Source organism: Gorillibacterium sp. CAU 1737, from assembly GCF_039888655.1.
Taxonomy (GTDB): Bacteria; Bacillota; Bacilli; order Paenibacillales; family NBRC-103111; genus Gorillibacterium.
This window is the reverse complement of record NZ_JBDQQO010000013.1, coordinates 77,872-91,829: the sequence shown is the minus strand read 5'-3', so window position 1 is coordinate 91,829 and position 13,958 is coordinate 77,872. Positions and strand designations below refer to the sequence as shown.

14 protein-coding genes are annotated in these 13,958 nt (G+C 58.4%); 8 read left to right on the top strand and 6 right to left on the bottom strand.

Features of this window, described 5'->3' with window-relative positions; all coding sequences use genetic code 11:
- Window positions 1–154 precede the first annotated feature (154 nt).
- From AAFN83_RS20495 to AAFN83_RS20475, 5 genes are all read right to left on the bottom strand, one after another.
- The gene (locus AAFN83_RS20495) at window positions 155–1,084 is read right to left on the bottom strand and encodes a prenyltransferase (protein ID WP_347772853.1); all 930 of its coding nucleotides are present in this window, start codon (window positions 1,082–1,084) and stop codon (window positions 155–157) included.
- Between the two features lie 195 nt (window positions 1,085–1,279).
- A complete protein-coding gene (locus tag AAFN83_RS20490) occupies window positions 1,280–1,423 on the bottom strand; it encodes a hypothetical protein (protein WP_347772851.1) in 144 nt (47 codons plus the stop codon).
- A gap of 179 nt (window positions 1,424–1,602) precedes the next feature.
- Entirely contained in the window at window positions 1,603–1,908 is a 306-nt protein-coding gene (locus tag AAFN83_RS20485; protein ID WP_347772849.1) for a hypothetical protein, read from the bottom strand.
- A gap of 120 nt (window positions 1,909–2,028) precedes the next feature.
- Window positions 2,029–2,607, bottom strand: coding sequence for a spore protease YyaC (gene yyaC, locus AAFN83_RS20480; protein ID WP_347772847.1), 579 nt, complete (start codon window positions 2,605–2,607; stop codon window positions 2,029–2,031).
- Between the two features lie 179 nt (window positions 2,608–2,786).
- Window positions 2,787–2,951: a hypothetical protein gene (locus AAFN83_RS20475; protein ID WP_347772845.1), complete on the bottom strand. Its 165-nt coding sequence runs from the start codon at window positions 2,949–2,951 to the stop codon at window positions 2,787–2,789.
- A gap of 137 nt (window positions 2,952–3,088) precedes the next feature.
- Between AAFN83_RS20475 and AAFN83_RS20470 the strand changes: the two genes are divergently transcribed.
- The gene (locus AAFN83_RS20470) at window positions 3,089–3,847 is read left to right on the top strand and encodes an AzlC family ABC transporter permease (RefSeq protein ID WP_347772843.1); all 759 of its coding nucleotides are present in this window, start codon (window positions 3,089–3,091) and stop codon (window positions 3,845–3,847) included.
- Window positions 3,844–4,155, top strand: a complete 312-nt coding sequence (locus AAFN83_RS20465; RefSeq protein ID WP_347772841.1) for an AzlD domain-containing protein — start codon at window positions 3,844–3,846, stop codon at window positions 4,153–4,155. The genes AAFN83_RS20470 and AAFN83_RS20465 overlap by 4 nt, the downstream gene beginning before the upstream one ends.
- 29 nt (window positions 4,156–4,184) lie before the next feature.
- Here AAFN83_RS20465 and fumC read toward each other — a convergent pair whose 3' ends face one another.
- On the bottom strand, window positions 4,185–5,573 hold the full coding sequence (gene fumC, locus AAFN83_RS20460; RefSeq protein WP_347772839.1) for a class II fumarate hydratase: 1,389 nt from the start codon (window positions 5,571–5,573) through the stop codon (window positions 4,185–4,187).
- Between the two features lie 216 nt (window positions 5,574–5,789).
- Between fumC and AAFN83_RS20455 the strand changes: the two genes are divergently transcribed.
- From AAFN83_RS20455 to AAFN83_RS20430, 6 genes are read left to right on the top strand one after another with little or no spacing between them, the layout of a single operon-like run.
- A complete protein-coding gene (locus AAFN83_RS20455) occupies window positions 5,790–8,144 on the top strand; it encodes a DUF7408 domain-containing protein (protein ID WP_347772837.1) in 2,355 nt (784 codons plus the stop codon).
- On the top strand, window positions 8,141–9,070 hold the full coding sequence (locus AAFN83_RS20450) for an ABC transporter ATP-binding protein (protein ID WP_347772835.1): 930 nt from the start codon (window positions 8,141–8,143) through the stop codon (window positions 9,068–9,070). The genes AAFN83_RS20455 and AAFN83_RS20450 overlap by 4 nt, the downstream gene beginning before the upstream one ends.
- Entirely contained in the window at window positions 9,067–9,978 is a 912-nt protein-coding gene (locus AAFN83_RS20445; RefSeq protein ID WP_347772833.1) for an ABC transporter permease, read from the top strand. The genes AAFN83_RS20450 and AAFN83_RS20445 overlap by 4 nt, the downstream gene beginning before the upstream one ends.
- 11 nt (window positions 9,979–9,989) lie before the next feature.
- Complete coding sequence (locus tag AAFN83_RS20440) at window positions 9,990–11,915, top strand: twin-arginine translocation signal domain-containing protein (protein ID WP_347772831.1); 1,926 nt, start codon at window positions 9,990–9,992, stop codon at window positions 11,913–11,915.
- 11 nt (window positions 11,916–11,926) lie between these two features.
- Window positions 11,927–12,916: an AAA family ATPase gene (locus AAFN83_RS20435; RefSeq protein WP_347772829.1), complete on the top strand. Its 990-nt coding sequence runs from the start codon at window positions 11,927–11,929 to the stop codon at window positions 12,914–12,916.
- The gene (locus tag AAFN83_RS20430) at window positions 12,913–13,941 is read left to right on the top strand and encodes a DUF58 domain-containing protein (RefSeq protein ID WP_347772827.1); all 1,029 of its coding nucleotides are present in this window, start codon (window positions 12,913–12,915) and stop codon (window positions 13,939–13,941) included. Before AAFN83_RS20435 ends, AAFN83_RS20430 begins: the two co-directional genes overlap by 4 nt.
- Window positions 13,942–13,958: the final 17 nt, after the last annotated feature.

Sequence of the window (13,958 nt, the reverse complement as noted above, 5' to 3'; positions counted from 1 at the left end):
CAATTCTTCCGTATACGACTGGAACTTCTGTCCTTTTCTCGCCATAAAAAATGCACCCCCTAGATTTTCATCGGATTTTCCCAGGGGGTTTTTCCAATGTCTATTCTAAGGGGTGCACTTCAGTCTTCGTTTTTGTCCCAGAGGGGGAGAATTCTTAGAAGGCGAATCGGAGCAACCCCTGGACAAACAAGGCCGCGGCCATCACAAGCCCGCAGCGGACGCTCGCCTGAAGAGACGCCTGCATGAGCGGAAGGTAAGCAGCAGAAGGATTCTCATCCTTCAGCGTTCGGTAGACCTTCACGAGCGGCAGGGCTGTCAACAGAGCCAGAAGGGAATAGACCGGAACGGCTCCCGCAACGGCGGCAACGATCAGAGACAGATAGGACAAGCCTACCAGCATGGCGGAAAATCGCAAAGCCCGTCTTTCCCCCAGCACAACGACCAGGGTGCGTTTGCCGGCAGCCTGATCGGCTCGCCAATGGAGAAAATGATGATTAAACAAAATCAGCGTAGTCAACAAGCCGATGGGCAGCGACAGCAAGATCGCCTCCCAACGAAACGAGGAGGTTTGCACATAGTAGCTGCCAACGACCGGGAGAACGCCAAATGCAATCACGATGGCAAGCTCGCTGTACCCTTTTCCCCGGTAACCGAATTGAATAGGCGGTGCCACGTAGAAATAAGCAATCAGCCCCCCCAGAAGCCCGTAGATCAGAACCGGGTAGCCGCTCCAAACCGCGAGCCCCACTCCACAAGCGAGAGCCAGCGCAAACATCAACCAGGTCCACCGAGCGAACTTCTTCTCCGACCAGATGCCATTCGTGAGGAACTGGGAATTCGTCTGGATGGAGCCTTCCATTTGTGCCGCCATGCCGTCCGTCTCGTTGCGGTAATCCCAAAGGTCATTGATCATATTGGAGAACAAGTGCATGGCCCCTGCCCCGATTCCCGTTAGCAGGAGAAGCCCGATATTCCAGCTTCCCTCCCAGGCATAAGCTCCGAGCGCGCCAAGAAGAACCGGCATCAGCATGACCGGTACGATCGAAAAGCGGGAAGCTTTGATAAATTCGCGAATCGTCTTCATGATAGCCTCCCTTTTCCTATGAATAGAAGCAAAACAAAAAAACTGCAGCCGCCACCGAAACGGAGCACGCAGGTTTCTTTCCCGAGTATACGCGCCGAGATGGGCAAAGTCCACGACCAAAACCTGCCGGAATGCAAACAAATAGGCCCCTTTCCAGGGGCCTCAGCCATGTCAATGAAGACATGGACCATTATCCTATCCCGCCCGTTTGGGCAAATCGGCCGTCGCTTGTTCCTGGGCCTTCTGAATACGGATGACGAGCAGCTGCAGCAGGTTCGCCCGAAGCTCCTTCTGCTTGCAGCGGCTAAGCTTGCGAAGGATAAACCGTTCGATCGACATGCATTCCACTCCCTTTTCAAGATCATCGCCTTCCGAAGGGCTCTGTTCTTGGTTACCCATATTTTCCATATGTGAAACATGAAAGGGGTTACAGCTTCTATACCACAGAAAGCCCCCTTGAATACTGGAAATAGGAATGGTAACGTGAAATGCAAGGATCAACGGTTTTGCTAGATTCGCTAACCGGCGAGGGCTTCGTCGGATTCTGCCCCGCCGCTGTCCAGCGGAAACGAGTGTCGAACATCCTTTCGCTGATTGTCCATCCACTCCGCGTAAGGATCAGTGACCGTCACTTCGAAAGAGGAAGCCCGCATATCCTCCCATTGGCATTCAATACCGCCTTCCGGGAGAAACGAGCGGAACATCCGACAGCCATTGCAATATTGGGCAAGGTGGGAGGCGTCCGCTTTCACCACCTTGTTGCGAAGGCAGCAGTATACTTCTTGGTCTTCATTGGTTACGTTTCGATGAGAAACCATCGTCATGAAAATCACTCCTTGGCTCGGAAATCGCTGGCAGGATGCTTTGCAAAAAAGGAAACAAAGTCCTTCCATTGTAAAACGGCCGAAAAGCGAAGTCCCTCGAAACGCGCCCCTGCCTAAGCACTATTCTTGACGGTTCCTGTCTGCCTGCGCGGGTAATACCTGCGTGATCAGCTGTGAGTCCAGACGCTGCGCGGCGTCCGCATACTCCGGGGAACCGAAAGTGTAGAGAATGGCGCTCGCCGCTTCCTTGGCCATGCTGAGCACCAGATGAAGCGAGGCGCTCTGAAGCGCGGTGTAAGGGTTTGAACGGTTCGGGCACACGATGCCGAGAAGCGAGGCATCCCCGACCTTCGGCAGCGGCTTGCCAAGGGACTTGCCTGGCTCAAGCGGCTCCTGCAGCAGTTGAAAATAACCGACGGACCGGCCCACGACGCTGTCGACCGCCAGGACCGACCCATCCGCGGGCAGCTCGCGAAGCTGTTCTTGCAAGGTAGACGAATCACAGGGGCGATCCAAGGTCCCGATCACATACGGATATCCCGCATCGCGAAGGAAACTGCCGACCAAAGGGCCGAAGGCATCTCCGGTGGAGCAATCCGTTCCCACACAGACCAAATAGACGGGATCCCGGAGCTTTCTCTCCTGTTGAACGTCTCGTAAAGCTTGGGCCAAACCGCCCTTGCGGATAATAGGGGCCATCGTTCGTTTCCTTCCTCTCGCAAACAAAAGAACCCTGTGTTCGCCGTTCCTTTCAGCGAACAAGGGCTGGGGAATCTTCTGCCATTGTATACGAGAATGAGGGCGTTTGCCACCGGCGCTGGGTAGTGGACCGGTCCTTCGGTTGTTGGATTATCGGCTGCTTAGGTCTCTATCCGGCATTAAGCCGAAGCCGGTTCGTTTTTTTGCTCGTGTCCTTCGGATTGAGGCGCCTTGACGACCTCCAGGTTTTGAAAGCACGGCTTCAGGTAGACCGCCATCGCCCTTGCCCGTTCTTCATTCATGGGTTCTCCCATGAGCTTTCCTTTATAACTGAGCTGGTACAAGACTCTCCCTCCGATCGGATCGTTATGGAACATCGCCTGTTGATTCGGTTCGTTGAACCGAACGGCCTGTTACCTCTATACCCCATCTGCCTGACCGCGAAACATGCTTATCTAAAATAAATACAAGGAGATACAGAATGGAGCAAACAAAACAAATCGATCCTCGTGTATCCTCCAGCTTGCCCGTAGCCGATGAGGAGGAATCCTGGCGAGAGGGGGTTAAAGCGGGCATTCCGGTCGCCGTCGGCTACCTTCCCATCGCGATCACCTTCGGCATGCTGGCGGAAACAGCAGGACTCTCTCCCTGGATCGCCGTCGCCATGTCCCTGATCGTGTACGCAGGCGCTTCCCAATTCGTAGGGGTCACCATGCTCGCCTCTGGAGCTGCACCGCTCGCCATCGTGTTCACGACGTTCATTTTGAACTTCCGGCATTTTCTCATGTCCTCCGCTCTTACTCAAAAAATAAACCCGACTCTCGCGAGTCGGGTGAAGGCGATAACCGCCTTTGGGATTACGGATGAGACCTTTGCTGTGGCGTCGCTGCATCGATCGTCGCGGACTTTGTCCGTCCCGTATCTGCTCGGGCTCAACGCCGTCGCCTATCTCTCATGGAATTGTGGTACCTGGGCGGGGCTCTTGCTCTCCTCCGGGCTGCCGGAGCTGGTCAAGAGCAGCATGGGCATTTCCCTGTATGTGATGTTTCTCGCGCTTCTTGTTCCGGGCGTCAAAACCTCTCGCCCCGCCCTGATGGTGGCCGTCCTTGCCGCGCTCGTGCAATGCGCCTTCACCTACATCCCGATCTTCGCTCCGCTGTCCAGCAGCGTCAGGGTGATTCTCTCTACCCTCATCGCAGCCGGAGCGGGAGCCTGGCTGACCAAGGAGGTTCCCTCATGAACACGATGCTATCGGCAGGACTGGCTGTCCTCGGCATGGCTGTCGTGACCTACATCCCGCGCTTGCTTCCGCTGCTCTTCACCGAACGGTTTCAAGTCACCGGAAGGCTGCGGCTCTTTCTCGACTACCTGCCTTATGCCGTTCTCTCCGCCCTCGTCTTCCCCGCAATCTTTACCTCGACGGGAGACGCTTGGACCGGCACGGCCGGTGCATTGGCCGCCTTCCTGCTCTCGCTTGCCGGGCTGCCGATCATCGTGGTGGTCTTCGGAGGAATCGGAGCGGCCATGCTGACGGGCTGGCTCCTGTAAGCTCCTGCAAGTTCCCGCAGCGGCTCCGGCTATTCCTTCGGGTGAATCATCTCTTCCGGGCGGACGAAGGCGTCGAATTGCTCGGCCGTCAACAGGCCGGTCTTGAGTGCGGCCTCCTTCAAGGAGAGCCCTTCCCGATGAGCCAGCTTGGCGATGCGAGCGGCATTCTCGTACCCGATGTGCGGATTGAGCGCCGTGACGAGCATGAGCGATTCGTCCAGGTTGCGGCGGATCACCGCCAAATCCGGTTCGATGCCGACGGCGCAATGCTCGTCGAACGACCGCATCGCATCGGCAAGCAGCCGGGCCGATTGGAGGAAGTTGTAGAGAATGACCGGCTTGAACACGTTCAGCTCGAAATTGCCCTGGCTTGCAGCGAAGCCGATGGCCGCGTCATTGCCCATGACTTGAACAGCGACCATGGTAAGCGCTTCGGCTTGGGTCGGGTTCACCTTGCCGGGCATGATCGAGCTTCCCGGCTCGTTCTCGGGAATGCGCAACTCGCCCAGCCCGCAGCGCGGCCCGCTCGCGAGCCAGCGGACGTCGTTCGCGATCTTCATCAGATCCGCGGCGAGCGCCTTGAGCGCCCCGTGAACGAACACCGCGTCGTCATGGCTCGTTAGCGCATGGAACTTATTCTCAGCCGATCGGAAGGAGGTCCCGGTCATGGCGGCAAGCTCCTCTGCCACCTTCTCTCCGAAGAGCGGATGCGCGTTCAAGCCGGTGCCGACCGCGGTTCCCCCGATGGCAAGCTCCCTCATGCCGTCCAGCGAGAGGCGCAGCATGGCAGCGGTCTTGTCGAGCATGGCCCGCCAGCCGCTGAATTCCTGACCGAGCGTGAGCGGAGTCGCATCCTGCAGATGCGTTCGGCCGATCTTCACGATCTCGCGGTAGGCTTCTTCCTTAGCAGCGAGCGTGGCTTTCAGTTGGTCAAGCGCCGGCAGCACCAGCCGTTCCACCGCAAGCACTCCCGCCACGTGAAGGGCCGTCGGAAAGGTATCGTTGGAGCTCTGGGAGCGGTTCACGTCGTCATTCGGGTGAACGCGCTCGGCGCTCCCTCTCTCGGCAAGAAGCTGATTGGCCCGGTGCGCGATCACCTCATTGACGTTCATGTTCGTCTGGGTGCCGCTTCCCGTCTGCCACACCACAAGGGGAAACTCCTCATCCCAGAGGCCTCCCGCAATCTCGTCGGCGCTAGCGGAAATGGCATCGGCCTTATCCGCCGTGAGCTTGCCCAGCTGTTCGTTAACGCGAGCAGCCGCCTTTTTGAGCAGAGCGAACGCATGGATGAGCGCAAGCGGCATCCGCTCGGTACCGATGCGGAAATTCTCGCTGCTGCGCTGGGTTTGGGCTCCCCACAGCCTGTCCTTCGGCACCTGGATTTCGCCCATTGTATCCTTTTCGATCCGGTATTCCATCTCACATTCCCCCTCATTCCCATTGATGAAAAGCATCACGACGTCATCCTTCTCGCTTCATTGTATAGAAATCCGTATTGGTTTTCCATCGGTTGCAGGGGAACATGATTCTCTCTCGTCTAGTCTATGGGGAAACGCAAAGCGCATTCGCAACTTTCGCTTCCCTGCATCCGTCAAATATAGATAGAGATTGTCAAAAAGAGAGGAGTTTGCCGCTTGCTCACGAAGCTACGGACGGTCGCCGTCCGCATCGCCATCGCGCTCTTGTGCGTAGGGGTCATCGGCTCTGCCTGGGACGGGCCGCTTGCCGCTTCCCTTGCTCATGCGGAGGACGCCAAGCTGGAGACGCGAATCATCGAAGGCTACGAAAGCCAAGGTCAGGCCGGGACGCGCGTTCCCATTCGCATCATCCTGACCAATCCGGGAGAGGATCTCGCCGGAACCCTGGTCGTGACCACCGTGAACCCGGCCGGGGGCAAAGACATTTCGTACAACCAAGAGGTGGAACTGGCTAAGGGAAGCACGAAGACCCTCTGGTTCTCGGTACCCGCATTCTCTTACTCCAGCAAAAACAGCAAGATTGAGTTTCGGAATAAAGAGAATGGGAAGACCGTTGAACTGAGCGGCCAGAAATACCTGAAGCTCAACATGATCGACGAACAAATCATCGGGGGGCTTACCCGCGATCCCGACACGTTGAATTTTCTATCCGCCATCCGGCTGCCCTCGTTGCTCTCCATTCCGCTCACTCCCGACGACATACCGGACGATCCCGGATACTTGACCGGGCTGAAGGCGCTTGTGGTGAACGATTTCGCATCGGACTCGCTCCGCCCGGAACAGGTGGAAGCCATTCGAAGCTGGGTGAAGACAGGCGGCAAGCTGTTTTTGGCCGGCGGCGCTCAGTATGCCAAATCGGCCAAACCCTTCGCCGATCTGGCACCGCTTGCAGCGACCGGTACAACCCAATTGACCGAAATGCCCAACTACGCTCAGTTTGGCGGGAAAGAGCTCACGCTGTCCAGTCCGCTGACGCTGGCAACCGGAAGCTTGACGGACGGAGTTTCCGTCGCAACCGAATCCGGAGTTCCGATTATTTCGACCCGCAACGTGGGCTTGGGACGAGTGTATTCATTCGCGTACGATCTCGCGGATTCCGCCATTTCAGGCTGGAGCGGGAACGCTGGCGTCTGGCCGGCCTTTTTCGATACCCCGGCGAACCGCAACGGAGGCCCGCTCATCTACTCCAATTCATTTTGGCAGATCGACAACGCCTTGAATCAGTTTCCTTCGCTCAACTCGCCAAAGCTTGGCTTGCTCGGGCTCTTGTTTGCCGGCTATGTTCTGCTCGTCGCACCGCTCCTCTACCTCCTGCTGAAAAAGCTGGACCGCAGAGAGTGGGCGTGGGGGATCATCCCCTTGTTCGCCATTCTATCAACCGGCATCATCTATTACGTAGGCGCTTCGGATAAAACCTCTTCCCTCGTCCATGAGCTGAACCGTTTTGAGCTGGATGGAAGCGGGTCAGGCAAGCGCATTTCGGATGCGGCTGTCTTCGTCTCCAAAGGCGGCAAATTCAGCCTGGACCTTCCGGCTTCTGCTCAAGCCATGCCCTTTGGCAGCGAGATGGGAAGCGGCGTCAACGCCCAATTGGCCGGAACCACGGAAGCCTCGCTTCACCAACTCCCGGACAGCCTGCGGGTGGAATGGAGCAATGTCGACTTCTGGTCGGTTCGCAAGACGCACTGGGAGAACCCGCGTGAGGAAAAGCTCGGTCAATTCCAGGTGAAGGCCCGCTATGAGGGCACCGACATTATCGGGGAAGTAACCAACGAAACCGAACAGCCGCTAACGGATGTCCATGTGGTGTCCAGCGGAAACCTGATCTCGGTTGGAGATCTGGCCAAAGGGGAAACCAAAACGTTCCGCGGCAGTGTAACCAACACCACCCCCTACATCGGAGATATCGGCTACAACATGTTCAACCATTCTACCCCTTCCTATGAGAGACAAATGCAGATGATCTCTTCCTATTTTACGGAGATGGACATCTCGAAACGGTCCGATACCTGGGTCGTCGGCTGGAGCAAGGACAAGGAGCCTGATTTCAAGGCCAAGGGCGTCTCTCGCTTCGATCGGCTGAACCTGTGGGTTCAGAAGGTTGCGGTGGAGAAGGAACAGCAAGGAAAGCTGACCTATCCAACGGGGGTCATTCCGGCTCAACTGTCTTCCTCTACGGCTGGGATCCAATACGGGGACCCTGGTTACATGCAGGTAAGCAGCGGAACCCTTGAATTTGAATACCGCATCCCCCCAACTCAGAAAACGTACCGTTACCATGATTTGACGATCTCTCAGACGGAGCCGGTCACGAGCGTCCAACTGGAGATTCTGAACGCCAAAACGACATTGTGGGAGCCTCTGCCCGTGAGCAATTCACAGCATGTAATAAAAGGCGATATCTCGGAGTATGTAAACGCCAGCCAGGTCATTCGAATGAAGGCGACGATCTCCGGTGAAACCGGCTTCTGGCTGCCCCTTATCAGCCTCGAAGGGACGGTGGCTCCATGATTGAAATCCGCAATCTTACCAAGACATACGGAAGCTTTTACGCTTTGAGAGATCTAAACATGACCGTTGCCAAAGGGTCTGTCTTCGGCTTTGTCGGTCCGAACGGAGCGGGCAAGTCGACCACGATGTCCATTCTCGCTACCCTGCTTGCCCCTACCTCCGGTTCCGCCAAAGTTGACGGCATCGAGGTGGTCGAGCACCCGAAGGAAATCCGCCGCAAGATCGGCTACATGCCCGACTTCTTCGGAGTGTATGACCGGTTCAAGACAACGGAATACCTGCATTTCTACGGAGCCAGCTACGGCATCCCCCGGGCAGAGCGCGAGAAGCTGATTCCGCAATTGCTGGACCTGGTCAACCTCACCGAGAAAAAAGACTTCTATGTGGACTCCCTCTCCCGAGGGATGAAGCAGCGTCTGTGTCTCGCACGCTGTCTCGTTCATCAGCCGGACCTGCTCATTCTGGATGAACCGGCCTCCGGCCTCGATCCGCGGGCCCGCATCGAAATGCGGGAAATCCTGAAGGAGCTCAAGTCGATGGGCAAAACCATCATCATCTCCTCTCACATTCTCCCGGAGCTGGCGGAGATGGTCGATGAAATCGGGGTTATTGAGAACGGCCAGATGGTTGCTCAAGGCAAGGTGCAGGACATTCAAGGCCGCCTGCGCGTCAAGCGGGTGCTGCACATTCGGCTTCTCGGATCGGTGGAGGAAGCGGTCCCCTTCCTGCAGGATCGTCCCTTTGTCAGCTCCGTGCTGGTGCAGGAAGACGGGATTCATGTGCATTTTTCCGGCCAGGATCAGGAACAGGCGGAGCTTCTCATGGAGATGGCCTCGCGAGGCTTCGGCGTCATCGCCTTCAATGAGGCCCAGACCAACCTGGAGGATGTGTTCCTCGAGATCACGAAAGGAGGGCCTGCTGAATGAAAGCCCCGACTCTTCGAAAAGGACGCATCGTCAACCCGGTGCTCGGCAAAGAATTCCGGCTGCGCATGCGCACGATTCGCTCTCCGCTGGCGCTTCTCTTCTACCTGCTGGCGTTCGGTATCATCGCCTTCGGTTATTTGTACGTCACCCGCGGCTTCACGAACGGAAGCTCCTTCAATCCCTCGCAGAGCCGCGATATGTTCTACATTCTCAGCGTTGTCCAGCTGTGCCTGATCGGCTTCATGACCCCGGGTCTGACAGCCGGCGTAATTAGCAGCGAACGGGAAAAGCAAACGCTCAACATGCTGCTGACCACCGAACAGAGCTCCACCACCATCATCCTGAGCAAGCTGTTCTCTTCTCTCAGCTTCATGCTGCTGATCGTGGTCTCCACCATGCCTATCTACGGCATCGTCTTTCTCTACGGCGGGATCTCGCCCAAGCAGCTCATCCTGGTCTTCCTGTTCTATGTATTTGTCATGTTCGTACTCGGGGCCTTCGGGGTGTTGTTCTCCACCCTGTTGAAGCGAACGATTGCCTCTGTCATTCTCAGCTATGGAACGAGCCTCTTTCTCTTTGGGGGAACGGCGGTTCTTTATGTGATCGCTCAACAATTTATCCAAAGGTCCTTTTACGCGCAAGGCGGATCGTCCAACGTTGACATCTTCAACTGGGCCGGCTATTTTCTTGGGTTGAATCCCGTTGCGGCGCTGTTCAGCATTTTTGAAAAGGACATCACCGAATCAGTCTTTCGTTCTCCCGGATCGGGGACATCCCAAGCCCCTATGGAGCTGTGGGGCCTGTTCCTCATCATCATGAGCGTGCTTGCCGTTGCAGCCGTTCTCCTGAGCATCCGCTACATTCGTCCGGTGCTCAAGAAGCCGAAGAACGTCAAACCACTAGAATAGGAGGAATCCCCATGGAGCAGCTTCCGACAGAACGTCCCGGCCTTCCCGGGATGCCGGGCTCACCGGCGCCTCGCCGCCGACAGGCTCAAAGGATCCGACGCTTGGCCGACCGCTTTGTTCGCCTTGTCCGGCTTGTTCGTCAACCAGCCGGCTCAGGGGCAACGTCTCCGTACAACCGTCCCATGACCCCCATTCCAAAAGGAGCGGCCAAACCGCTCCTCTTCTCGCAGCTGGAACCCCTTCGGCGCAGGGTACGCTTCGTTCGCACCTTGCGGGCCGGCATTGCCGGCGTCGCCGCAGGCCTCCTCTTCGCGGTGCTGCTGGCCTTAACGGCCCGCCTACTGCCGATACCAAATTATCGCTGGATTGCACTGGCCCTTCTCGCAAGCGGAGGGCTCATCGGGGTAGCCTGGGGCTTCTTCCGTTCCGTCCGCTATGAAGAAGCGGCTGCAGCCGCAGATCGGCTGACACCTGGGAGCAACGCGGCCGTTACCGCGATCGCCTACTGGAACAGCGAACAGCCGGTTGCCCGCCTCCAGCGGGTGGAAGGGCTCGCTGCGATCGAATCGGCGAATGCACGCGTTCGCGATGCCGTTCGGTTCCCGAACGAGCGCCGCAGGTTCGTCGCTATGGCGACAGCAGCAGGCCTGCTCGCCGGCCTGCTGCTTCTTCCCAATCCGCAGGACGCCGTCGTTCAGAAGCTGCGCGAGGAACGGCAGCTCGTGCAGGAAGGCCAGAAGCAGGTCGAGGAGATTGCCGAGCGCATCGAAAAAGCCGAGCTCCCGGAGGCGGCCAAGAGGCCGCTCGCCGAGGCGCTTGCTTCCTTGAAGGAAGGGCTCCGCGAGGCAAAGGACCCAAAGGAAGCGCTGGCCGAGATGGAGAAAGCGCTCGCCAGCATGCAGAAGCAGCTGGAGGAAGCCAAAAAGCTGGAAGCGGCTGCCAAGCGGTTCGCCGAAGAGCTACAGAAGGATCCCAGCCTGAAGGCGCTTGGCGAAAGCCTGATGAAGCAATCGCAGCAGGATTTGGCGAAAGCGGGCAACGAGCTGAAGCAGAATGTAGTCAAGATGAGCGAAGAGCAGAAGCAGGCTCTTGCTCGTGAACTGGAGCGCCTCAGCAAGCAGGTGCCCCAGGGGGAAGCAAGCAAGGCCGTTCAGGAGGCGCTGCAAAAAGCCGCCGCCGAGCTGCAGAAAAGCAGCAGCGGCGAGGCCAATTCGGCTGCGCTGGCCGACGCGATGAAACAGCTGGAGACGTCGCTGCAAGAGGCGATGGAGGAAGGCAAGCTGAATGATCAGCTCAGCCAGTTGGCCGCCGCCGAGGGCAAGAAGCTGGCTGAGCTCGGCCTGTCGGCCGCTGAACGGCTGGCTGCTTCCTCCGGTAGTCCGGCCAGCGGGACATGGGCCGCCGGAGGATCCGCTCAGGCGATGGCGAACGGTCAGCCCAGCACCGGCAGTTCGTCGCCGGGCTCCTCTCCGGGTGCCAGCCCTGCGCCTGGGGACGGGAGTGGCACGAGCGCCGGAAACGGCCAAAGCAACGGCAATGGCAACGGCTCCGGCCAGGGGCAAGGCAATGGAAACGGAAACGGCCAAGGCAACGGAAGCGGGAACGGTTCGGGGTCGGGTAGCGGTTCGGGTAGCGGCTCCGGCCAAGGGCAAGGAAGCGGAGCCGGCTGGGGAGCGGGTTCCCGCAACTTGGTCAGCACTCCCCGCACGATGCAAGGCAACAGCCCCGTCACGAATGACGGCGGTCCTGCGAAACCCGGTCAAGGCCCGATCGAGAAAGGCGGTTCCGCCCCAGCCATAGACGGCACCACCCGCCCCTATCAAGAAGTGTACCGCGATTACGAGACGGCGGCGAAGAGCTCGCTGGAGCGCAATCCGCTGCCGCAAAATCTGCAAAATCTCGTACGTGATTATTTTACAGAAATCAATCCGGACTAAGAGGTGGCCTTGTGATCGAATCCAAAGAACAGCTTCAGGAATGGCAATCGGTGCTCGCTCGCGTTCGCGAGCAGATCGGACGGGTGATCGTCGGACAGGAGGAAGTCGTGGAGCAGCTTCTCTGGTGCATATTTACCGGGGGGCACGCCCTTCTCGAAGGCATTCCGGGTCTTGGCAAGACCATGCTCGTCCGGACCATTGCGGATGCGCTTGATCTCGAGTTTTCCCGCATTCAATTTACGCCTGATTTGATGCCGGCGGATATCACCGGAACGAATGTCATCCAATTCGGTGTGCGCGGCGAAACCAGCTACCAATTCCAGCAGGGTCCGATCTTCGGCAATCTCGTATTGGCCGATGAAATCAACCGTGCCACTCCAAAGACCCAGAGTGCGCTCCTGGAAGCGATGCAGGAGAAGACCGTCACCGTCGGGTCTGAGACCCACCGTCTGCCTCGGCCATTCTTTGTTCTGGCGACGCAGAACCCGCTGGAGAACGAAGGAACCTATCCGCTGCCGGAAGCACAGCTGGACCGCTTCCTGCTCAAGATCCACGTCACGTACCCGACTCCCGAGGAATTGAAGGAAATCGTACGCAGAACCACCTCGAGCGAGGTGTTTGCAGCGGAGAAGGTAGCCTCGGCCGCCGTGTTGGAGGAGATTCGGGAAGGCGCGAAGGATATCCTCGTTGCGGAAGAGGTGCTCGATTATGCCGTGCGCGTGCTGATGCTCTCCCATCCAACGGAAGCAGGCGCACCGCAATCCGTCCGCCAGTACGTCAGCTTCGGCTCTGGTCCCCGCGGCATTCAAGCGCTCATCACGGTCGGCAAAATCCGCGCCTTGAGCGCAGGAAGGCTCCATGTCTCCATGGGCGATATCCGAGAGGTTGCCTTCCCCGTGCTGCGGCACCGGATTCTGTTGAACTTCGAAGGGCAAGCAACCGGTGTCTCCACGGATGCCATCATCCGGGACATTCTGGCTGCAGCGGACGAAGGCCGATGAGCGGTTCTCTCCTGTTCCCGAATCCGAAGGACCTGCACCGGCTGGAGCAGATGATGCTCTCCTCCAAATCCCGCATTCGCGGGACCATTCAAGGGCGTCGCCGCTCGAAGCAGGCCGGGTCCTCGCTCGAATTTGCGGATTACCGGCTCTATGCTCCCGGTGACGACACACGCCAGCTTGACTGGAACGTCTACGGGCGTACCGGCAAGCCGTTTATCAAGCAGTTTCTGGATGAGCGGGAGCTTCAGGTTCATCTGTATATCGACAGCTCGCGCTCCATGGATTTCGGCAGCGGAAAAGGTGCGGCCAGCGGAGATTCGGCTGCATACGGCAACGGAGCGGATGGAGGCGGGAACACCCATCCCTCCACTTCCGCCGCGGCTGAGGAACGCGATAGCTCCGCTTACAAACCTGCCGCAGGCAAGGAGCGTGGCATTTCTAAATTTCTCTACGCCCGCCGACTGGCTGCTTGCGTCGGCTATATGGCGCTCTCCGGGTATGACCGGACCGGCGTCCGGTTCTTCGGCGAACGGATCAGCCGAGAGCTTCCGCTCGTCCGCGGCAAAGGCTCGGCGCATCGGCTGTTCGCCTTCCTGGAGGAGGCCGCAACCGAGCCGACGGGAAGCATCGCGAACGCCATCATGTCTCCCCTCTCGGTGCCCAAGCAGCCGGGAATGGCCTGGGTGTTCTCGGACTTCCTCTATGAGTCGGGAGTCGAGGAAGCGCTGACCTACCTGCAAGCCGCGCGGCAGGAGGTCCAGGTTGTTCAGGTGCTAGCTCCGGAGGAGATCGACCCGGAGCTGATCGGCGACCTGCGCCTGATCGACAGCGAATCGGGAACTGGCAAGGAGGTCGCGCTAAGCCCCAAGGTGCTCCGCGCCTATCGGGAGGCCGTCCGCGAGTATACGACTGACCTTGCCGCCTATTGCCAGAAACGCGGCATGGGCTATGCCGTAGCCCTCACGAACGTTCCCGCACTCGACACCATAAGCCGCGTGCTCCACGCGAGCGGCACGGTCCGCTGATTCCGGCCGAAAGGAGG